Below are 21,043 nucleotides of genomic sequence, written 5' to 3' on the forward strand. Positions count from 1 at the left end.
TTGGGGACGTCCCTTCGCTACTACGGTTCCCTTGCTCTCACTAGACCGGCAAGTTAGGATTCTCTTTATTTCACCAGATGGAAGAGATGAGCTTTCACCCGTTCCACTTCTTCCGGCGTACGATGAATAGTTACGCATTCATTCACGTCAAACTTATTGCCGTTCGGGTCATAAAAAACAAAGTTGATTCCACAGCTTCCGCGGTCCTTAAGCTCTTCGACTCTTACCCCATTGGTTTTCAGCCGGTCATACAGCACCTCGATCTGCCTCACTTCAAAGGTCAGTCTGAACATTTCGTACCCCTCTTTATTGGGGAACTGATTATCGATAGGCCCCTCTGTTTCCACCAAGTGCAGCCATTGCCCGTCAGACAGCTTTAAAATGGCTTGATTCTCCCCCTCGTTAAACGGCACCGCGTACGCTAACCCAAAATTTCGCTGCCACCACTGCGCCGACTTAAGCGCATGGTTCACCGGCACGTAGATGGAACAAACCGCTTTCAAAGTGTTCCCTTCCCTCATCGACATTCTGATCATCCCTTCCCCTGTTCTTAGCCTTGCCTTTTAAGAAACGATAATGGAAGCAAAAACCAAACAGTCCTCAAAAAATTAGTTGGCGCTAACGCAAAACAAATTGCCGTCGAGATCTCGGAACGTAAACTGCAAGTGACCGCTCACTGCCTTGAGCTGGGCGAGCTGAACGCCTTCTTGAGCCAGCCCGATATAGGCTCGGTAAATTGCATGGGGATCGCATCTACGAAAAGCGTCGACCAACGCATGGAAATCCACGCCAGATTCCTTTTTGGGCTTAACGGCTCGGATCGACCCGGCTTCCGTTGATTCGTGAGCCAATTGCTTTAGTTTAAGGCGAGCTCGGCCTACCGATACTTGGACTGCGGCTTCTCTCATCTTAAGGATTGCTGCGGTTTCCTTTGCCGTAAAATCGAACACATCCATTAACAGAATAATTACACACATGCGAGGGGACAGCCGCTCCGCTAGCTGCTCCAGCAGCTCCAGACTGGACAACAAAGAACCCGGGGCCGCCGCTTCCTCCTTCCCGTCAAATGGCACGGTTCGGATTTTTTGAGCCCGCTGGCCATCGATCCATGTCGTTTTCGCTATTCGGTATAAATAAGCTTTCGTAACAGGCCTCTCCGGGTTCATTCGGACCGCCTCGATCACTTTGATCATGGCATCCTGAGCAAGATCTTCTGCGTCCCAGCGGTTCCCTGTTAGCCGTATGCTGTATTTGAATAGAATCTCTTTCCAGTCCATCTTGATGGATTCGAGGCAGATGGCCGTTTCCCTTTGTTTATTTTTGAGAATCTCAAGAATAAACATAGAGGCATCTCCAAAAAACAAAAAGTCCTTGCACACCAAGGACTTTAACAATATATTTTTACTTCCTTAGTTTTGATGCTTATTATGAAAAGGAGTTAAGCTGCATTTGTTACGACTAGAATTGTGATTAACGCAGTAAAGACGAGGGCTGGTGACGTCTTTCCGAAAGAATCCTTGACCCGGACATGTGCGAGGCACGCCACTAGCATGACAAGTCCAAGCCAAATCCCTCCCCATGCGACGGCCTCCGCTACCCAGTAGCCCATTATGAGTATTGCGGCGCCGACTAACTGGACTAGACCTGTGACGACACGAAACCAACTAGGCAACCCCAAATTGGTAAAGATATCTGCCCAATAGTTAGCTCCTGCGACCTTTGCGGAGCCTGAAAAAACATAGTATTGGATATGCTGCGATCTCGCAAAGCGCGACGTGAAGAGCTTACGCTGGTGACTGTACCTGAACCGATAAACCACCAAGACGGAAGCGATCCCGAGCACGAAGCATTGTTGGCTGACTCCGTTGGTCTTGCGATGCTGATGGTCCTTGGAAATTTAAGTCCAGCCGAACGCATCGCATTTGTATTGCACGATATTTTCGACTTATCTTTCTCGGAAATCGCTCCGATCATAGGGCGTAACGAGGTTGCAGCAAGACAGCTGGCAAGCCGTGCACGTCATCGGGTTCAGGGGGCGAAAGTGACTGCAGATTCGGAGGAATTCAAGCGAAAGCGGGAGCTCATCGATGCTTTCCTAGCTGCGTCGCGTTCTGGAGATTTTGAGAAACTTCTAACGGTATTAGATCCCGATGTTGTGCTTCGGCAAGACCCTGCATTCCCTCCGGTCAAAGCATGGCCAGTTGTTCATGGTGCCGAAGCTGTGGCCAAAGGTTTCGCTGGCCGCGCCCAGGGTGCACGGCCGGTGCTCGTGAATGGATCTGTTGGCGCGGTCGTTGCTCCTCGCGGTCAACTGCTTTTCGTACTCGAATTCAAGATTATGGATGGCAAGATCACCGAGATCGATATGGTTGCCGATCCAGCGCGGGTTCGTCAGCTCGACTTAGCAGAAATGAAGGAATGAGCCGCAGTAATAAATTTAAGGTGTCCCGCCTAAATTCACATGTGAACAGTGTGGAGGAGAGATGTACCCGGAGTATTATAAAGGAGTGCATGGGTACGAATACAGTGTTTCAGATATCCTCCAAACTCAAAAGGACCGTCAGGGCGAACTTCCCTGACGGTTTTTCTTGTCATAACTATGCAGTTCAAGTCAGTAACTGGTAATTAGTCTTCAGTCCGTCAGCATCACGCCATATTGCCCGAAAGACGGTTTTCCCGCAAGCTCGTAGTTGATTCCCTGATCAATCTTATCTTTCCGGAAGATAAGTCAGAACAACGACACCTGAACCGAATGTTTTTGTTTCCGCCAGTTTCAGCACTTTCTTATCGATCCCTTCTCCAAAGAGACGTTTTCCGTTTCCAAGCACAACTGGGAAAACCATGAGCCGATATTCGTCGATGAGGTCAAGCTGCATCAGCGTTTGAACGAGCGTGCAGCTGCCAAATACCAAGATATCCTTACCAGGCTGCTGCTTCAGCTTGGATATTTCCTCCGTGATATCGCCCTTGATCAGCGATGAATTGTTCCATTCCACTTTTTCCAGGGTTGTTGAAATCACGTGCTTAGGGTAACCGTTCATCATCCGGCCATATTCCCCTTCTTGCTCGATCAGTTTAGGCCAAGCCGCTGCAAAGTTAACATACGTTTCGCGTCCAAGCAGAAGAGCGTCGCTTGCTTTCAGTTCATCGAACTTGAATTGCTTTGTTTCCTCACTACGAAATTGGATCGTCCACTGCGGATTCTCCATGACGCCATCCAGCGATACAAACTCGGATACAACTACTTTTCTCATTTTCATTCTCCTCTGATTGTTCGTTAGCGCGTGTAGTTCTGACATGTACCATCTATTGTCGACGGACGCAATAAAACAAGACTGGCAGTTGCATTTTTCGTTGCTCACGAACTCTATTTTAACATGAGGCATGTGAACAATTTCTCATGGATTACTATTCTCAAAAAAGCACAAAAAACGCATTGTCTGCGACAGTGCGTTTTTTGTGCCTAGATCAAACCCATGTTTTTGCTGCTTACCAATGAATAAACTAGGGGTTTCGCTTTTAGCCTGATTAAACGATCTCCGGCTCTTTTACCGGCCCAGCCAACGCTTGCTTCAGAAATTGATAGAGCTTATGAGCGGCCAATTGGAACGGATAGGCCGATTCCTTACACAAGATTCCGAAGCTCATATGGACAAGGCCATCACCGATTGGTCTTGCATCTAATCCCTTCCTATCAGCATCGACTATTATTTGGGGGACGAGGGCAATCCCCAAGCCGTTCTCCACATAATGGTTCAACGCGGTCATGCTTCCGATCTCCATCGTATCGAGCCCGGCGATTCCCTTCTCCTGCATCACCATCTCCAGCTTTCTGCGATAAGGACATGTCGCGGAGGTAATGAGCAGCCGGTACTCTCGCAGATCTTCCGGTACGATGACGTCTTTCTCCGCTAACGGATGGGTTGGCGGAAGCAAAGCGACGAACTCTTCCTCAAACAACGGCTCATAATACAAGCCCTCCCCCGTCCCGGGTGCCGTCGTAAGCGCAAAATCAAGCTCGCCCCTCCGGACCTGCTCGATCAGAACCGGCGTATTCGAGATGGCAATCGAAATGCGGATGTTCGGGTAGAGAGACAGAAACTTGCCAACAATCCCCGGCAGCCGATAGCTGGCCGTCGGCTCCGTTACGCCGATGTGGATTTGTCCCGCTTCGCCCAATTTCATATCCGACAGGCTGGTCTGAAGCTGTTCCATCTTCTTTACAATTTGCAGGCTCTGGTCGTGGAACAGCCTCCCCGCTTTCGTCAGGCCGATTTCTTTGCCTCGCTCCATCAACTGAACGCCTAGTTCCGATTCCAGCTTCTGCATTTGCATCGTGACGGTGGACTGGGCGTAATTCATTTCCTGCGCCGCACGAATGAAGCTTCCATGCTTGACTATAGCCTGGAAGGTCTTTAATGATTTGAGATCCATGGTTCGGCCCTCGCTGTCGTTCAGTTATTTTGAACATACAATTCAATGAATTCAATTATACAAAACAGAATGGCCGGCTTACAATGTAAACCGAGAGGCAGAAAGAAAGGGTGGGGTCGAGATGGAGTTCAAGAACAAAGTAGCTCTAGTCACGGGCGGAAGCACGGGGATTGGCCGAGCAGCCAGCTTGGCATTGGCCGAGCGCGGGGCACGCGTCCTTGTGAATTATTCTCGTTCGGAGGCGGATGCCGAAGAAACCGTACACCGAATTATCCAGATTGGAGGGCAAGCCATCGCGATTCGGGCCGACGTCTCCTGCGACACCGAAGTCCGGGCGATGGTCCAAACCGCTGTTCAGCATTGCGGTACCGTCGACCTGCTCGTGAATAACGCCAGTATTACCCGCCATATTCCGATAGATGACCTGGAATCGGCCACAACGGAAGTTTGGGATGACCTGTTCGCTGTGAACGTGAAAGGGATGTTTCATTGCGCTCGTGCGGTAGCCCCTTTCATGAAGAAGCAGCGGCAAGGAGCGATCGTCAATCTGGGCAGCATCGCCGGAATGACGGGTCTAGGTTCCTCGCTTCCCTACGCCGTATCCAAAGCAGCCGTTCACGGGCTGACGAGATCTTTGGCGCGTGCCCTCGCCCCCGATATTCGGGTGAATTGCATTGTGCCGGGCGCTGTTGCCACAAGATGGTGGGCCGGGAAGGAAGAGCAGATGAACCGGCTGGCTCCGAATCTTCCTCTGCAGCGCATCTCCACTCCCGAAGAGATTGCTCAAGCGATCTGCTCCGCCCTGGCGCTGAATGCGATGACCGGTCAGCTGATCACCGTGGACTGCGGGCAAACATTATAGCTGCACGCGCAGAACGGACGGAAGCTTGATCGAACCTTTATCTTTTTATTGTTAATCAGTCGAGGTGATGAGGGATGAGAGTAAGTATTCTCGGAACAGGCCGGATGGGGACCGGACTCGTTAGGGTACTCGGTGAGATGATTCCCGATTTACAGTGGGGGTCTCGTTCTTTGGCTAAAGTGCGGCAAAAGATTCGGGAAACGGAAGGGATAAGCGGCCTTATCCAACCGGTCACTAACGAAACGGCATTGGAAGCAGAGGTGATCTTCCCTACTTTCTGGTATCGGGATTTGCTCCCCTGGGCGGCGGAACATAAATCTCAACTAAGCGGCAAGATTTTGGTCGATATAGCCAATCCGTTCACATCGGACTTTACCGCTTTTACGTTAGATTGGGGAACTTCGGCGGCAGAGGAGCTGCAGCGGCTGCTGCCGGAAACCAAGGTGGTAGGGGCTTTCAAGAATACGTTCTTTTCAGTGCTGGAACAACCGCTTCATCAAGGACTTACGAGCGATGTCTTTGTTACGTCCGATCATGAAGAGGCCAAAGCATGCGTCATGGCACTCCTCCAAGGCATTCCGTTTCGAGTGCTGGACGGCGGCGGCTTACAAAACAACCGAACCCTTGAACGGATGACGCTGTTTGAGCGCGAGGTGGCTTTGCGTTACGGAAGCTACCCTTATGTGTCTTTTCGTCTGTTTGGAATGGGGACGGACTAGCTTGAGAGGGTTCCTCATCCTCCTAAAACCAAACAATGGAGCTGGCCGCAGCCAGCTCCATGTCGTTTGCTTAGAACTTTATAACGGCCGTCCGCGCCATCGGCCTTTAATTGTATGGTGCTTTGAGTGGGCGATAGTCCCGTGATGCCAAAAATCAGGAGTTGAGCAAGAAGAGGCATACGTCCATCTCCATATATAGGATCGTTTCTTTTAAAGCAAATACTGAATCAATCTTTGCTCATTTTCTTTCGCATCCGCCAAATGAAAGGCGTGGGAGGAGTTTTCCGACCATAGCAGCCGTTTTCCTTTTGGAGCATCGAGCTGTTCAAAATAGCGCGTGAGGAGCTCCGGCATGACATGCTTTTCCTGCCTTCCGTGAATAAACATGACGGGCATTCGCAAACTGGGAGCCTCTGTAAAGAAGTCGAACGTATGAATATCGTTCAGCAATTCTTCTGTATAGGAGAGCTTGAAGCCTTTGACAAGGGAATTGTAAATGTCCATCAGAGAATAGTCCGGGGAACGCAGCATAAGGTTAAGGCCTGAAAAAAACGTAGCGGACTGTTTGTCGCCGGCGTCGTGGAACATCGACTTGTTTTTAAGCTGCCATTTCCGGATCACCGCCCACTGCTTAAAGCTTTCCAGATAGGGAGGCTCACCGACGGCCAGCAGCTCCTGTAACGCTTTTTGGTCCTTCTTCTCCCTTGCTCGTTCCAGCAGCCACTTGTAGCTTAACTTGTCGTTTTCTACCCAGTTCGTAATTTGAGAGAACCCGGTATAGGTAGAGTAGGCGTCCGGATAAGTCGAGGCGAGCGATAGTCCGATCACGCTCCCCCACGAATGGGCGGCGAGGTGGATGGTTTCTTGCTCAAACCGATTTCGCAAATAGTTCGTGACCTCGTAGCCGTCTTGAATGAATTGCTTTAAATTCATCGTATGTTCGGGAATATGCTTGGAGTAGGATTTGCCTGTTCCCCGCTGGTCCCAGAACACGAGCGTAAAATGCTTGACCAATTCTTTCGTCGTCATGACCAATGCGTAATCCGAGCCCCGGTTGGAAACGCCGGGAACCGGCATGCTCGGTCCCCCGTGAAGAAAGAGCAGAATAGGCGACCCGGGCTTCTCCGTTTGGATTAACAGACTCTGGTTGATCCCGCCTATGGGCACGTTCTCTACCCTGCTTATTCCATCTCCCTTTATGACGAAATCCCTTTTCGAAAGCCACTTCATAGGACACCCCTGAATTATTTTTTTATCTTTTGAAAGAAAAAGGAAACGTGATCGTTCAGTTGGTTGTCTATGCTTGAGGTGTCACGTCCATCGAATTGCATAATTTGGTACTGCGTAATGAACGAAAAAACGGGATATTGATACTCGGCCGCAAGCAGCCTGGCAGGATATTCGTGAATATAGCCCTGTTCCATCCATTTGGTAAAGACGATTTCCAGAAAGGCTATGTTCTGTTCATAGAGATTATTCAAGATAATCGCGCGCGCTCTAGGATGGCTAAACTGCATGGTGCTGACAATGCGTGAGATTTTGGAAACCCGGGGGCTGTCACAGATATAGGATTTGAATTTTTGTAAGCCCTGCTGCAAAAAAACTTCCGGAGGCGTAGCAGCAAGAAGGGAATCCAGCACCTCAACCGGAGGGCATACCTTTTGGATTTCTTGTTGAAAGATATCAAAGATATGGTTCAGCAGTTCGTCTTTGCTTTTGAAATGATAGTATAGGGAGCTTTCTTTGATCCCAACGGCCTGGGTAATGTCTCGAATCGAGACATCGCTATAACTGGAATGCGAGAACAAATCAATAGCCGTATCCAGTATCTTCTCTTTGGTAGAAGGGGAAGTTTTCATTCGTCACATCTCCTCGAACGAAATTCTAACGATCGTTAGTTAGAATGTCAAGAGAACAGTTGATCGACGAGTGATCTTAACTGAGATAGAGTTCTTGGAGGCGGTACCCGAGTCCGGCCAAGCTCCTGCAGGGTTTCAACTGACACATTTAAGGGCAAAATAGGCGTAATCTTCCTTGTAAACCTTCCAGAACTTCTTCCGGCACTTCCCTGACCTTGAGATCCTCCCCAAGGAACAGCAGCCAGCTGGTCAGCTCAGACAATTCCTCGGGATTGTTGACATTGATAAACGTCTTGAGTAGCGCTGTCGTTTGGTAGGGATTCGTATAAGAGAGGGAAACCTTCAAAGGATGGTATTTTTTGAACTGGGCAATCGCCTTTGGACCAAGCTCAAGAACAAGATTAATAGCTTCTTCCTGCCTATTGAGTTTTTCTAAAATCTTTTTTTTGCTTATTCTTTTTTTCGTATCGTATGGTTTGATCTCGGTGAGATGGTCGACAGGGACAATCTTCCTCTTCTCCTCCTCTAAGTCAAAGCCTTCAATGAGCCAGAGGCTTTTTTCCCGATAAAGGTGCGAGAGATAGATAGGATACGACCGGAGCTCCTTCTCTTCCTGGATAGTAATCCATAAATAGCTGTCCGTTAGAAGGAGTTGGATGAGAGCCTCCAACATGGGATGGGGAAGATCCGACAGGTCTAGCAGATCGGGATTATGGGGGTTTGTCCCTTCAAACAGCAGGATCTGATTCAAAAGAACAAGGTCATCCTGCTGGTTTTCCGAGATGAGGCCCAGCAGTTTTTCTGCCAAGGACTGGCGGCTCTTGAGATAAGGAAGCTGTTGGTTTCTTGTGGCCATAAAGGCGATGAAGAGAGCTTTAATCTCATTGTCGGTAAAGCGAACGGTCGGCAGGACGGAGTTGTTCATGACGAAATATCCCCCGTCCCTCCCGACTTCCGCGACGAGCGGCATGCCCATCGCTTCGATTTCTCTAATATCTCGAATAGCGGTTGACCGAGAGATATTGAATTCCTGCATGATTTCTGAGATGGTAAAGTGGGCGCGGTTGTTGATATACCGCATGATGATGTTTATCCGTTCAACTTTTTTCATCGGGGCCCCCTAAACAGGTTCACTTTTTGACACCATTGAGAGCTATTATAAACTCATCAAGCGGAAACACAAAACAAATGAATTAGAGGAGGGCTTTAATAATGGCCGAATTTACCCTGCAGGAAAAAGACAGCTTCACCGTATTGGGGATTGGAACCGAACTGAAAAGCCACTACACGGACTATGCCGGCATCAACAAGGAAAAGGCGGAGTTTTGGGAGGCTGTCCAGCAAGATGGAAAGCTTGACGCATTAAAAGCAGTAGCCGACAATGACTACATCTTTGCTGTGAGCGAGGCGGTGAATAGCAAGATGATGTATTATGCCGGCGTCCTGACAGAGAAATCGCTGCCGGAAGCGACCAGAATGATCCAGTTTCCCAAGGGGGAATACCTGGTGGTGAAAGGGGAAGGACAGACGGCCGAGGAGCTTGGTAATAAGCTGACCGGCGTTGCCTTCGGACAAGTCCTGCCGGAAGCAAAGGATTTCGCCTATGTCGGCGGGCCGAATACAACGGTTGAGATGGGTGAGCGAGACGGCTTGGTAGTTGGCGAACTATGGATTCCGGTCGTTAGAAAATAAGGAACATGGAAGGAGGGACGGCATTGTCGTATGTCGTTGATTTCAAAGATGTGTCTACCGTTGGCTTAGAGTCCTCTCCTGTCGCAGAAGCGCTTGCCGGTTTGCGTGCTAATGAAGCCCGTTACTTCATGAACAAATACAAGCATGCCTTTAAAGTTGTACCAGCTAGCGAAAGCCAGGAGACACTGGATTATGTGAACCGAATATTGAAAGAAGAACGGGATATTGTGTTTGCGGCCACACCATTAGAAACGTCGCGTTTTCAAGTGGAGAACATCCAATTCGCCTACGTTTTCTATGAGGATGGTCTTGCCCTCAATGTCATGTATACGGTGGATGACCCCAAGAAGCGGGCTGTTGGCTTTAAGCTGTGCGAGGGGATGGAGATTCCCAAGGAATTAGAAGAAAAGTTCAAGTTCGCCCGTCAGAAGTCTAAACTGGCCGGCACGATTCGCGGTTCGTTTTTCGTCATTAAAGGAGAGTATTAAAGGAACCCAAAACCAGCACCTCTCCCTTAAATGGAACGACCCACAAGAAGGACACTTTGGAAAAAGTGTCCTCTTGTGGGTCGTTTGACTTGTTTAAAAACTTAATTATTTGTTCGCCGAGCATTGATGAAAAAAGCGACTGAACCTATAAGCGGAAATATAGCCAGATAATTCTTGTCGATAGCTTGGCTCAACGCAGTTACGGCAAGAATGGTTCCAAATATCCAGTAGGAGATCTTTCTCCAGTTTAAGTTCATCGCTGCTCACTCCTCTCTGTCTCTTCAGCGAATTCTTTCCTGAAGCTTCCCGGTATTGCGCCCATGTCCAAACATGTTTCAGATCATAAGTCTTTTTTAGAATAGATCTGAATCGATAGGTTTAGAGAGATCCCCCCTATAACAAGAGCCGCCCCAACAAGCAGCAAGCCCAATATGGGCCCTGGAAAAGAGATTAAGTCTCGAACGGTGGACTCATTATTTTGTAACAACTTCATAATGTTCGGCAAAATAAATGGCGTCACGAATATGAAAAAGAAGAAAATGTATCTTGTCTTCTCATAACCAAATCGATACTGAACCGGAATAGCGATTCCGAAAACAGCAGTGATGATAAGGAATGTCCGCCCAATATCATATAGATCTAGCATACCAATTTTAATTGGACTTAATAAAACAGTAAGAGTATAAAAGATGTAGCAGCCGACAAAGATTGAAATGATAAAAAGGTATTTTGATTTCACAAGTGCCTTTCTCGTATAGGGAGTCGTACAAAGAAGAGCGGCGCCTCTGTACTTTTCTTCCACCATTGAAACCGTACTGAACAGCAAGAAAACAATATACAAAGTACTAAGAAAAAAAGATAAAAAAACTTCACCCAAAATAAGCTTCGTTTGAATAAAGACTGGGAACACGATTGCTGCAATCATCATTATGACCCAATATTTTTTTGCTAGCAGAAAATCCTTTTTCAAAAGGGGAATAAGCATTCGGGTCACCTCCCTATATAGCCCAACATAATATCTTCAATCGACGGTCTTTCCAAAAGCACATTTTTCATTTGCTGACGCACGATCGCTTTTTCTTTTGTTAATCCCGAAAAGCCATACTCCGATTCATGCAAAGTTAAAAATAAGCTTCTTGTCCGATCATTCAGTTCCTTTTTATCCCCTTTTACAAGTCCATGTTGATCTAATAGGTTATCTTTCTCTTCCCTGAATACGACCCGCCCGTTATCAATCAATATAAGCATGTCAGCAACTTTATCTAAATCAGAAGTAATATGGGAAGATAAAAAGACGCTTTTCCCGTCTTTAACATAATCAAGTAAAATGTCCATTAATTCCGTTCTAATCTGGGGATCAAGACCACTAGTCGGCTCATCCATGATTAAAAGATCAGCGTTATGAGATATGGCCAACGCAATGGCGTATTTCATACGCATACCTTTGGACAATGTCCCTATTTTTTGATTCAATTGCAAACCAAACCGTTCCATATTGTAGTTAAACTTATTGTTATCCCAATTGGAGTAGGCTGCCGCCATAACGTTTTTCATTTCCAATAACGTAAGCTCCTCATAGAAATACCCTTCATCCAAAACAATTCCAATACGGTTCTTGAATTCCCGTTCATTGTTCCGGATCTCTTTATCGAAAAATTTAATATTCCCCGCATCCGGCAATAGTAGGCCAAGGATTAATTTAATTGTTGTAGTTTTCCCAGCACCGTTCACCCCAATGAATCCAGTTATACACCCCTCGGGTAAAGAAAAGCTCATATCCTCCAATTGAAAATCTCCCAAGTGTTTCTTTAACCCACTAACCTCCAAAACGGGTTTCATTCTTCTTCCTCCTCAAAAAGCAAGTCCATCATCGCATACAGTTCGCTTTTCCTTATTCCAAGCAGACGCGCGGTTTCCCAAGCCTCGGTTAACTTAACTTCAACCATGCGCCGTTTAGACTCTAGCAGCAATTCAAAATTCTCCTTAGCTACGAAGGATCCTTTGCCTGCTTTGGTTGTAATAAATCCTTCCGACTCAAGCTCATCGTATACCCTTCGAGTTGTAAGCACACTCACTTTCAAATCATTCGCCAATGCACGAATAGAAGGTAACAGTTCTCCTTCCTTTAACTCGCCCTGAAGGATGGCATCCTTTATTTGATTTTTGATTTGTTGATAGATCGGCGGATCGGACGCATTGGATATAATAATTTTCATGTGACCTCCACGAAACACAACTGTGTATTTTCTACATGCACAGGATACACAGTAATTCCATCCTTGTCAATGCACTTCATCATACAGGGAACCCCGTTGTTTCTTTAAAAGGCAAGTTTAAAGGCCATCCTTTGCAGGATGGCCTTCTCCGTTACCTTTGTCTACTTGCTCTATCGATTCCATGACGATATCAGCCCTAGAATTTATCCTGTCAACCGGATAGCAGCGATTTTCACAGCCCGAGGTTGACGAAATCTCCTGCTTCCCTCCCGCTCAGCTCCTTCCAAGCAAAAAACACTTGTCGCCATAACAGGCAAACAAGTGTTGGAAGTCGGTAAGAGTTGATCGTTTTAAAACACGCTGCGCACCAATCCCCCGTCTATTCGTAATGCGGAGCCATTAATGGCCGAGGAAAGAGGGCTGCTCAAGAAGGTGACGAGGTTCGCAATTTCTTCGGGTCGAATAAGCCTTTGAATAATGGAGGTGGGCCGGTTCTCTTTCATAAATCGCTTTTCCGCTTCTTCCATCGTCAAGTTCTCATTCGGATAAAGGCTGTTTAACATCGTCTCCACTCCTTCTGTTAAAGTGGAGCCCGGCATAACCGTATTGACCGTCACATTGGTTCCCTGCGTCAGCTCCGCTAAACTGCGGGAGAGCGAGAGCTGCATCGTTTTGGTCGCGCTATAATGAGCCATCTCCTGAGATGGCATAATCGCTGCTTCGCTAGCGATGAAGACGACTCTGCCTTCTTTTCTCTGGATCATTAGTTTTACATACCAGCGCGTAAGGCGAACGCCACTCATGATGTTGGTTTCAAACAGCTTGAACCAATCTTCATCAGAGATGTCGAAATAGTCTACAGGCTCAAAAATGCCCAGGTTGTTAATAAGAATGTCTACTTCCGCGTAAGTCTCAATAACCTTTTGGCATCCTTGTTCGGTTCCTAGATCAGCTACTACGGGATGAAGGTTAGCGTCCGGATACTTTGCTTGAATTTCTTCGATCGTTTGCTTTACTTTATCTTCACGGCGTCCATTAATAAGGACAGCGGCACCTTCCGCCACCAAGGACATGGCAATGGCTTTTCCGATTCCTGCTGTAGACCCAGTAACCAGTGCTGTTTTTCCTTCTAAATTCAGATGCATATAGGTCCCTCCCAGAGTCGCGTTGTTAATTTTCCAGCATTGACGAACTCAGGTTTTTTTAAACAGCAGCAGCTCGCTGCCAAACAACTGATTGGGTTAGCTGACCTATGGGGGCTAGTTGGGAACGAAAGCAAGTTTAAGGGCCATCCTTATGCAGAATGGCCCTTTCTTTGCTCTCGCCGTCCTCTCACCTAACGGCCCCTATCTCTGTTACTCTCATCGAAGGTTTACTGTTTGACGATTTGCCACGTAACGCCGAACCGATCCACCACTTCCCCATAGTAAGCTCCCCATGGCTGCTGTTCGAATGGGAACTGGATCGTTCCTTCCTCGCCGAGTTTCGTATACGCCGTACGAGCCTCCGCTTCGTCGTCAAAGGTTAGAGAAAGGCTAATCTTTCGGCTGCCTTCAGCGGGTTGGAAAGCATCGGACAGAAACACCGTATTTTCTCCAGCCACCGTGAGGACCATATGCATGACTTTCTCTTTGGCCTCTTCAGGAGTCCCTGGAACTTCGCCCAGCGTTTTGACAAAATGAATTTGACCGCCTAGCGCATTCTTGTAAAACTCAGCTTGTGTTCTTGCATCCTCCGACATCAAATAAGGAACCAGCTTCGCTGCCATATTCATCAACAACCTTTCAATTTTTTAGTTTCAACTTAACGACGAACGGCAGCCGAAAAAATCGACAACCACCAAAAAACTTTTTTCCTTCGATATGTCGGAGATTCACAATCGGAACTGCCCTTTTATTTTCTCTCTTGTTTCTTCGTCTGAAGACAATTCGTCCGGGTCAAAAATTTGCCTCAATTCAATCTCCCCCTGCCCGCCCCCATGCGGATCCGGCATGCGCATCGCCCACTCGATTGCTTCTTCTCGCGACTCTACTTCGATCAGAGTAAACCCTGCAATGATTTCTTTGGTCTCGGTAAACGGTCCATCCACCACTTTCGGCTTTCCGCCCGGCTCCGGATACGATATTCGAATGCCGCTGGAACTGGGCTGCAAACCGTCCGCGGCAAGCAGCACCCCGGCCTTCGCCAACTCCTCGTTATACCTCAGCATGGCGTCAAGCAGTTCCTGACTTGGCTTTACCCCCAATTCAGAATCCGTTGTTGCTTTCACGATCATCATAAATCTCATGATTCCTCTCCTCCTCATTTGAGAACATGTCAGTTTGCCGTCATTTGTGACACGCTTCTCCTTAACGGGTTTACCGGCGAAAAAAAGAAAGGAGTGCCTCGGCGCTCCTTTCGAGCTTTTAAGCAGAACTCTATAGATGTCTTAACTTTTCCGGATTTGCGACCGTATAAATCGCTTCGATCTTATCATCTCGATAAGCAAAAGAATAAACGTATTGAATCCCTTCATCCGAACGAATGTGGATTCCGGGGAGCCCGTTCACCATGAGGAACGAGTACGTAAGTTTCCCCGCATGCATATTGATCACTTTTTGATGAAGCTTCAGCACTTGTTCAAACCCGACAACCGGCACTTGTGCCGCGCTTACTTTGCCTCCGCCGTCCGAGTAAAGCACAACATTCTCACAAACCAGTTCCAGAAGCTCGTCGTATTTCCTTGCAGCAGGGAATTCACAAACTCTTTAATCTTTTCCTCCGCAAAGGAAACCGACGGTTGTTGGTCCGGGTCGAAATGGATGCTTTTTTTGGCGCGGTGGAAGATTTGCCGGCAATTCGCATTGCTTTTCCCAACTATATCGGCAATCTCTTCAAACGAATAATGAAAAATTTCCCGAAGAAGAAAAACCGCCCTTTCCGTTGCACTCAATTGCTGCAGAAGCAGAAGATAAGCTGTGGAAATCGACTCCGACCGCAAATATCTATTGGATGGATCGTCGTCCGAAGCCCCTTTTTCAATCAGGGGCTCCGGAAGCCATGGACCGACATACGTTTCTCGTTTTTTGGCCGACGAGCCCAGAAGATTAAGACAACGATTCGTTACAATTTTGTATAGGAATGCCCTTTCGTTTTGGATTGTCCCGACGTCAGACAGTCCGTCATAGCTCAAAAAAGCATCTTGAACGATATCTTCGGCATCCATGACGCTGCCGAGCATTCGATAGGCTAACGAAAACAGCTCCCTTTTATAACGTTTATATAATTCTTCTGTGTTCATTAAAGGCATTCCTCTCCTTACCCTCGAGAGAGAGCATGTGTTGGATGGCTCTTTTGGCGCTTGCCGTCGCGGCATTGACCAACACTTCCCCATGCGACGCCCATTCTCCTGCTACATATAATCCTTGGATTTCCGGGACAGCGGGTCCGGGATTCTCATGACGTTTCATATGCATAAAGTCGTGACAAACCATCATTTTAGGAAGGTATTGCTTGACAACCAATTCTTCCCGCCATCCTGGCTGCATCAAATCCAGCAAGCCTTCCAGTTCGTGCAAATCTTTATCCGGGTCCGTTTCTTTCCCTTGGTACTTAATGAGCGAGATGACCTGCGCGCCATCGTCGCTTAGATAAGCCGCACGCGAATAATTGCTAAGAAGCACGGTCTGATCAATCCCGTATGCAAATTGTTGTTTAGGCTTGGGAAGTCGTTTCAAGGCCACATCCAGGCAAGCCGCGGTGACCTCAATCGCTTGTTCTTTCCAGGTATGAAGCGCGGTTTTTTCTGCAAAGGGCACCAACTCCTTTGCGATAGAAGGCGGTGTGGCAAGGATAACATGGTCCGTCTCGATTTTCGTTCCGTCTTCAAAGAGAACCTGCCGCACGATCCCGCCAGTGGTATCGATGGACGAGACTTTCGTATTTGTTAATAACCGCACTCCCAGATCGGATGTTTTTTGCCGCATTTCCTCGATCAATTGGCCCCAGCCCCGATCCAGGTACAACGCACCTTTAAGGGCATTCTGCAGCTGGTTCAATACAGGACCCGCGGCCGGCAAATCCGGCCCGGCCACATAACTGGCGGCACGAAGCAACGAATAAAAGAGATTGCGCACCATGGGATCTTGCATATTCCCCTCGACCCATTCGCGGACACTGATCCGGTCAAATTGACGCGTATCCGCTTTTGAAACTTTCATAAGACAGGAAGCAAACTCCATCTTTCCTTTCCAAGACAACAGCGGGGTCGTAAACAAGGATTTCATATCCATAGGCAAGATTTTCAATTTCCCTTTCCAAACGCCATAAGCGTCAGTCGAAGGTTTCTTTCCTTGCAAGGTCAGTCCCAATTCCCGGAAAGTCGCGTACGCATCTCCCGCATACATGGCATGCGCGCCCAGATTGAAGTAAGCTCCTTTTTTCTTGTTGGTCATGGCCCGGCCGCCTAAGCGATTCTGTTTTTCAATGACCACCGTTTGTTTCCCGGCTTTGGCTGCGTATATTGCAGCGGTTAAACCCGCTATCCCTACACCAACCACGACCACATCAACCTTTTGCATCACTCTTCATCCCCTTCGAATTTTTACCTGTATGACAGGAAGGGGAGGTGAAGTGTGACAGAAGAGCATAAATATTTTTTAAGACAGCTTAAAAGATTCCCGTAACGTCCGAGGTAAGCAGTACTACGAGAACGAGAAAGAGCACGACGACGGGGAGGATTCCTTTTGTGCTCTTTGCGCCTTGGCTGTTCTTCAGCTTAAACCTGGCATACATCAACAAACCGGCTGCAATCAAAGCAAGCTCTATCGCAGAGGATAACCACGGCCACCTCCATGCGCCAAGCCCAAGCAGCGGGAGGCCGCCCCAGTTGCCCGGCAAAAGCGGCATATCCCCGCGATGGACGACGAGGTCGAGCACCCAGTGGCTGAAGACGATGCCTGCCATGATCCAGCTCGCTCTTTTTCCCCACAAACTCCATGCCAGCAGACCTGCAAGAATGGACAAGAAAAACGCTCCGACGAGTGAATGCGTGTAATCCGCGTGAATGATCAACTCCCCGTAACCGCTGCCGATTGTTTTGTCATCCATTGATTCCGCGCCATTCATCATCATCGGAAGGAACACGATATCCAACAGCTGCGAACCCGCTAACAATGCCCAAAGCGGAACTTCCGGAGCCTTCGACCGTACTCCGGCCGCCAAACCGAAATGTCCTGCAAACATGTTTACACTCCCCTTCAAATTGTATAACCATTGGTTACTAACCTTTGGTTATAATATAACCACCGGTTACTTATGTGTCAACAGCTTTTTTCGCACATCAAAAAACGCCACTAGCCTAGTGGCGGCAAGTTTTAAGGCCATCCTTAGTCGGATGGCCTTTTCTTTTCTATGTTGCGGAGATTGTTGGAATTTCGCAAACGCATACTAGACTAGAGTCTGCGGCTTTTTGGACGCAGCGCCCAGGAAGCGATGCCAAGCGCGGCATAGAAAAGCGGAAGAATAATATGGAATCCACCATTGCCGTAATCATTAGCGAACACATGAGATAAGGCCGCACCCGTCATTAGAAAAAAGATACCGCTATAAGCCCATTCCTTGAGCCGGGGGAAACCTGGCATGACGATCGCAATGACGCCAAGCAATTTCCAAGCTCCGAGAATGTTCGTGACATATAACGGGAACCCAATATCGGTTACCAAATCGACATTCCCACCATATCGCATCAATTGCCCGATCCCACTTAATGCAATAGAGAATGCGAGAAATATAGTGACGATCCAATAAGCGACCGTCCTTCCAACAGGGCGGGCTTCCACCTTCGCGATTTTTTCATTACCGGTCATCGTACTCATTGCCATTCCTCCTTTGATCTCGTTTCCTTCATCACAACCGGAATCCACATTTCGCCATATACGAGGCTATCTCGCTGCCCCATCTCAACCGTAGCATTGGGCCCGCCGACATAGGCGAAATCCTTTGCTTCCGGCAAGACTTGACCAAAGGCAATGCCGGTAAGCATGCTGCTCAGCTCATCAGCCGTCTTCGCTTCGCCTTTAATGACAAGGTATCGACCCTTAGGGAATTGGATCCCTCTATGTTCTTCCGGTATCGATGCTTCTGTCATGACGCCGGCATAATACATCCTCTTGCGGTTTACCAATTCGTTTACAGCAAAGATGTAGTCGTTCGCAGCAACTGCCTTTAACGAGTCTAGCCTTCCATCCTGCTCCACTGTCCGCCAAAAGGTTTCCTTCTCCTTGTTCATGCCGGCATAGTCCGTGTACTCGCTCTTCAGTTCCGTTCCAATACCTAGAACGATAAAGCTGTCTTTTTCCTCAAGGGTATATGCTGCCATCATCCCAGCTCCTTTTTTTGATTTGTAATTTGTTTTTCCATTTGATGGGTTCATCATAATCTTCAATCATGTCAAAAAATGATACTGTTTAGAGGGCCCGATGAAAAAAGCAAGTTTAAAGGCCATCCTTTGCGGGATGGCCTTCTCATCTCGATTGCGTAAATGGTCTCGCACAAAACTTTCGGGCCAAACCCAATCTCCTCACTCCGCAAATAAAAAAGCACTACTATTCTTTATTTCTTTTTAATGTTGATTTGTGACATAAGAAAACCGCCTTTGAGAAAAGGCGGTTAATTGAGCTATCGTATCCTGTTAGCGCAGTGGATGGTCTTATTCGTATCCAGTGCACTGATGTATTGGGCTGTCCTTGAGCACCCGTAAGTTACCGTCGTTGGCGTTCATTTGCTTCGATTTGACGGAGGATTTCGTCAACGACGTGTGCGATCGGTGCGGTGGCGTCGATAATAATCCCGTTTTTAGGAACGCCTTCTTTCGTTTGATGCAAGCGCGCACAGAATTCCCGTTCCTCTGGTCTGCCACCCCAGTCAGTTGGGTCCAGTGCCACTCGCTCATCAATCCGCTGGAGACAGGTTTCCAAGTCGACCTCAAGGATGAACACGGCGTCGAAGAGATCGATGAATTTGGAAAAATTCCATGAACCACCGCAGAAGAATGTTACCGGCTCATCCTGATTGCCGACCAAAGCTCTTACTTTATCTACATGCCAAATGTGGTGTTCGGGTTTAAAGCCATCCGTCGCGGTACCAGTTTCCGGATCGCCTTGATAAGCCAATTCACGGTCACCATGAATGGCATGGTAGTTGCGCCGCTGCAATTCGTTGCAGACTGTAGTTTTGCCGGCGCCGGAAACGCCTCCAATCAGATAATTCCTAATGCCCATGGCAGACCCTCCATTCAATTAGATAAGCACAATATATTAGATGTTTCTATTTGTCGCTAAATGCCCAATAGTTCAATAACTTTTTCAGTCTAAAACTATATTTCCTTAGTCTATAACAATATTTTTTTGTCTAATACTTTATTCTCATTAAACAACTATTTTCATTTACCTCTCGGTAATTGTAATCATTCCTTCCAAAGGTGAATGTTCTTTGTGCTATATGTAATACGCCGATAAGATGCAATTTTCCTGCTTGTGTTATTCCACTATACTGCCCCGTTAGCACAATAAGCGACTGTCCTTATGGAACAATCGCACTCCGTTAATTCAATATGAATTTATAATGACGGAGGACTATCAGACAGACAAATCGATAAATTCTAGTTCCATTTCTGCTTCTACTTTCGAACGGTAAACGGTAATTTTATCATAGGGTTTCAAGTTGTCTTGCCATGATTCTATATTACTCAGAAAATCTTCTCCATTTTCAGAAATTATCAAGCACTCTAAATCCCTATTGATATAACAAATTGGTGAGTCACTTTCCAAATCACATTGTTGACCAACAGTTCCGATAAATCCACCTTTACTATCTTTTGCCATAATATCTACATATGGAACCGTATAAAATTCTAAATGTGGAATATCATCGTCAAAGGCCGAGCGAGTGGCCGGCTGCCTCTGTTTCAGCATTTAACTAACGTATTCCATTAGCTTAGGAAATAAGAGAGCATCAGATTTAATTTAATACTTCCCACAAATATCCTTCTTTCATTTGAATTAGTGTACCTAAAACACCAAGTGTTCTAAAGGTTTCCTTTTCCCCACTTTCATATTTATAGTTTATTTCATACGAAGCGTATATTCCAGCATTTCTAAAATGAGAAGATTTTGAGTTTATTTCCTCCCCGTCTTTGTAACATAAACTCCCAACGTTTCTGTCGAATTCACAGTTAATTCTGTATTTCTGCATAACCCATTTATCAAACTTTTTATGATTAGGCGTAGTTATTAGCATAATTATTAAGAGCATAATTAGTCCTATTGGAATCCATTTTAAGGCTCTTTTTTTGTCCATATTCATAATCCTCCTTCCCCCTTATACAACCATTTTCTCATTTAAACTTACAAGAGCCGTTATGATGCGGTTATTGCGCTTTTCTGCCCGTTAGCTTAACAAAAAATCAGCCGATCGAGTGGCCGGCTGCCGCTGAATCATTATTCAACTAACGTACCCGTTAGCGGAATCTGTTTTAGGGAACCTCGCCGAGATTCTCCAGACTAGGCCTCACCATCAATACCAGCGATTCCATATATAACTAGATCGCTTAGGCTAGAGGAGGTATTTCAACCACGCTTGTTAATAATTTCCAATTTCACGGGTCAGTACTTTAAACTGAAGGGAATAAGCTTTTAACGTATGTGGACTAAAACCCATAATGCGTTTGTCATCGTACAACGTCCAGAGATCAGTCATTTTCATAAAACAAAACCCCTCCCAAGGCTAGTTACTA

26 protein-coding genes and 1 pseudogene are annotated in these 21,043 nt (G+C 47.0%); 5 read left to right on the forward strand and 22 right to left on the reverse strand.

Going from position 1 to position 21,043, the window contains the following annotated elements; all coding sequences use genetic code 11:
• Positions 1-65: 65 nt before the first annotated feature.
• The 3 genes from KJS47_RS22410 to KJS47_RS22420 form a co-directional block, all read right to left on the reverse strand.
• Positions 66-527: a VOC family protein gene (locus KJS47_RS22410; protein ID WP_213527921.1), complete on the reverse strand. Its 462-nt coding sequence runs from the start codon at positions 525-527 to the stop codon at positions 66-68.
• Between the two features lie 81 nt (positions 528-608).
• On the reverse strand, positions 609-1,343 hold the full coding sequence (locus KJS47_RS22415) for an RNA polymerase sigma factor (protein WP_249716659.1): 735 nt from the start codon (positions 1,341-1,343) through the stop codon (positions 609-611).
• Between the two features lie 95 nt (positions 1,344-1,438).
• Positions 1,439-1,843: a DoxX family protein gene (locus tag KJS47_RS22420; protein WP_306433039.1), complete on the reverse strand. Its 405-nt coding sequence runs from the start codon at positions 1,841-1,843 to the stop codon at positions 1,439-1,441.
• Between KJS47_RS22420 and KJS47_RS22425 the strand changes: the two genes are divergently transcribed.
• On the forward strand, positions 1,793-2,422 hold the full coding sequence (locus tag KJS47_RS22425) for a sigma factor-like helix-turn-helix DNA-binding protein (protein WP_249716661.1): 630 nt from the start codon (positions 1,793-1,795) through the stop codon (positions 2,420-2,422). The genes KJS47_RS22420 and KJS47_RS22425 overlap by 51 nt on opposite strands.
• Positions 2,423-2,708: 286 nt before the next feature.
• On the opposite strand, the gene KJS47_RS22430 is transcribed toward KJS47_RS22425, so the two are convergent.
• Positions 2,709-3,254 carry a dihydrofolate reductase family protein gene (locus tag KJS47_RS22430; protein WP_213527923.1) on the reverse strand — a complete coding sequence of 182 codons (546 nt, stop codon included), beginning with the start codon at positions 3,252-3,254 and terminating at the stop codon, positions 2,709-2,711.
• Positions 3,255-3,528: 274 nt separating this feature from the next.
• Entirely contained in the window at positions 3,529-4,434 is a 906-nt protein-coding gene (locus KJS47_RS22435) for a LysR family transcriptional regulator (protein WP_213527925.1), read from the reverse strand.
• A gap of 121 nt (positions 4,435-4,555) precedes the next feature.
• Between KJS47_RS22435 and KJS47_RS22440 the strand changes: the two genes are divergently transcribed.
• Together KJS47_RS22440 and KJS47_RS22445 are read left to right on the forward strand one after the other, a co-directional pair.
• Positions 4,556-5,296 carry an SDR family NAD(P)-dependent oxidoreductase gene (locus KJS47_RS22440; protein WP_213527927.1) on the forward strand — a complete coding sequence of 247 codons (741 nt, stop codon included), beginning with the start codon at positions 4,556-4,558 and terminating at the stop codon, positions 5,294-5,296.
• A gap of 74 nt (positions 5,297-5,370) precedes the next feature.
• Positions 5,371-6,015, forward strand: a complete 645-nt coding sequence (locus tag KJS47_RS22445) for an NADPH-dependent F420 reductase (RefSeq protein ID WP_213527929.1) — start codon at positions 5,371-5,373, stop codon at positions 6,013-6,015.
• A 210-nt stretch (positions 6,016-6,225) separates the two neighbouring features.
• Here KJS47_RS22445 and KJS47_RS22450 read toward each other — a convergent pair whose 3' ends face one another.
• From KJS47_RS22450 to KJS47_RS22460, 3 genes are all read right to left on the reverse strand, one after another.
• The gene (locus tag KJS47_RS22450; protein WP_213527931.1) at positions 6,226-7,245 is read right to left on the reverse strand and encodes an alpha/beta fold hydrolase; all 1,020 of its coding nucleotides are present in this window, start codon (positions 7,243-7,245) and stop codon (positions 6,226-6,228) included.
• A 14-nt stretch (positions 7,246-7,259) separates the two neighbouring features.
• Positions 7,260-7,874, reverse strand: a complete 615-nt coding sequence (locus KJS47_RS22455) for a TetR/AcrR family transcriptional regulator (protein WP_213527933.1) — start codon at positions 7,872-7,874, stop codon at positions 7,260-7,262.
• A gap of 148 nt (positions 7,875-8,022) precedes the next feature.
• Complete coding sequence (locus tag KJS47_RS22460) at positions 8,023-8,985, reverse strand: helix-turn-helix transcriptional regulator (protein WP_213527935.1); 963 nt, start codon at positions 8,983-8,985, stop codon at positions 8,023-8,025.
• Between the two features lie 101 nt (positions 8,986-9,086).
• Here KJS47_RS22460 and KJS47_RS22465 point away from each other — a divergent pair, with 101 nt between their 5' ends.
• Together KJS47_RS22465 and KJS47_RS22470 are read left to right on the forward strand one after the other, a co-directional pair.
• A complete protein-coding gene (locus KJS47_RS22465; protein WP_213527937.1) occupies positions 9,087-9,566 on the forward strand; it encodes a GyrI-like domain-containing protein in 480 nt (159 codons plus the stop codon).
• A gap of 23 nt (positions 9,567-9,589) precedes the next feature.
• Positions 9,590-10,054, forward strand: a complete 465-nt coding sequence (locus tag KJS47_RS22470) for a phage tail protein (RefSeq protein ID WP_213527939.1) — start codon at positions 9,590-9,592, stop codon at positions 10,052-10,054.
• Positions 10,055-10,394: 340 nt separating this feature from the next.
• Here the strand turns inward: KJS47_RS22470 and KJS47_RS22475 are convergent, their stop codons facing one another.
• The 14 genes and pseudogenes from KJS47_RS22475 to KJS47_RS22540 form a co-directional block, all read right to left on the reverse strand.
• On the reverse strand, positions 10,395-11,039 hold the full coding sequence (locus KJS47_RS22475) for an ABC-2 transporter permease (RefSeq protein ID WP_213527941.1): 645 nt from the start codon (positions 11,037-11,039) through the stop codon (positions 10,395-10,397).
• Between the two features lie 5 nt (positions 11,040-11,044).
• Positions 11,045-11,893, reverse strand: a complete 849-nt coding sequence (locus KJS47_RS22480) for an ABC transporter ATP-binding protein (RefSeq protein ID WP_213527943.1) — start codon at positions 11,891-11,893, stop codon at positions 11,045-11,047.
• Complete coding sequence (locus KJS47_RS22485) at positions 11,890-12,270, reverse strand: GntR family transcriptional regulator (protein WP_213527945.1); 381 nt, start codon at positions 12,268-12,270, stop codon at positions 11,890-11,892. Before KJS47_RS22485 ends, KJS47_RS22480 begins: the two co-directional genes overlap by 4 nt.
• 350 nt (positions 12,271-12,620) lie before the next feature.
• Positions 12,621-13,415 carry an SDR family NAD(P)-dependent oxidoreductase gene (locus KJS47_RS22490; protein WP_213527947.1) on the reverse strand — a complete coding sequence of 265 codons (795 nt, stop codon included), beginning with the start codon at positions 13,413-13,415 and terminating at the stop codon, positions 12,621-12,623.
• Positions 13,416-13,642: 227 nt separating this feature from the next.
• Entirely contained in the window at positions 13,643-14,038 is a 396-nt protein-coding gene (locus KJS47_RS22495) for a VOC family protein (RefSeq protein WP_213527949.1), read from the reverse strand.
• 105 nt (positions 14,039-14,143) lie between these two features.
• Positions 14,144-14,557, reverse strand: a complete 414-nt coding sequence (locus KJS47_RS22500) for a YciI family protein (RefSeq protein ID WP_213527951.1) — start codon at positions 14,555-14,557, stop codon at positions 14,144-14,146.
• 130 nt (positions 14,558-14,687) lie between these two features.
• Positions 14,688-15,550, reverse strand: a pseudogene (gene sigJ / locus KJS47_RS22505) (RNA polymerase sigma factor SigJ).
• A complete protein-coding gene (locus tag KJS47_RS22510) occupies positions 15,528-16,829 on the reverse strand; it encodes a protoporphyrinogen/coproporphyrinogen oxidase (RefSeq protein WP_213527953.1) in 1,302 nt (433 codons plus the stop codon). Before KJS47_RS22510 ends, sigJ begins: the two are co-directional and overlap by 23 nt.
• 88 nt (positions 16,830-16,917) lie before the next feature.
• On the reverse strand, positions 16,918-17,493 hold the full coding sequence (locus KJS47_RS22515) for a metal-dependent hydrolase (protein ID WP_213527955.1): 576 nt from the start codon (positions 17,491-17,493) through the stop codon (positions 16,918-16,920).
• Positions 17,494-17,702: 209 nt separating this feature from the next.
• A complete protein-coding gene (locus KJS47_RS22520) occupies positions 17,703-18,125 on the reverse strand; it encodes a DoxX family protein (RefSeq protein ID WP_213527957.1) in 423 nt (140 codons plus the stop codon).
• Positions 18,122-18,628, reverse strand: coding sequence for a GyrI-like domain-containing protein (locus KJS47_RS22525; RefSeq protein ID WP_213527973.1), 507 nt, complete (start codon positions 18,626-18,628; stop codon positions 18,122-18,124). Before KJS47_RS22525 ends, KJS47_RS22520 begins: the two co-directional genes overlap by 4 nt.
• 382 nt (positions 18,629-19,010) lie before the next feature.
• Positions 19,011-19,529, reverse strand: coding sequence for an AAA family ATPase (locus tag KJS47_RS22530; protein ID WP_213527958.1), 519 nt, complete (start codon positions 19,527-19,529; stop codon positions 19,011-19,013).
• A gap of 357 nt (positions 19,530-19,886) precedes the next feature.
• A complete protein-coding gene (locus tag KJS47_RS22535) occupies positions 19,887-20,222 on the reverse strand; it encodes a hypothetical protein (RefSeq protein WP_249716665.1) in 336 nt (111 codons plus the stop codon).
• 46 nt (positions 20,223-20,268) lie between these two features.
• The gene (locus KJS47_RS22540) at positions 20,269-20,607 is read right to left on the reverse strand and encodes a hypothetical protein (protein ID WP_213527960.1); all 339 of its coding nucleotides are present in this window, start codon (positions 20,605-20,607) and stop codon (positions 20,269-20,271) included.
• Between the last annotated feature and the right edge of the window lie 436 nt (positions 20,608-21,043).

It is taken from the genome of Paenibacillus sp. J31TS4 (assembly GCF_018403265.1).
Lineage (GTDB): Bacteria > Bacillota > Bacilli > Paenibacillales > NBRC-103111 > J31TS4.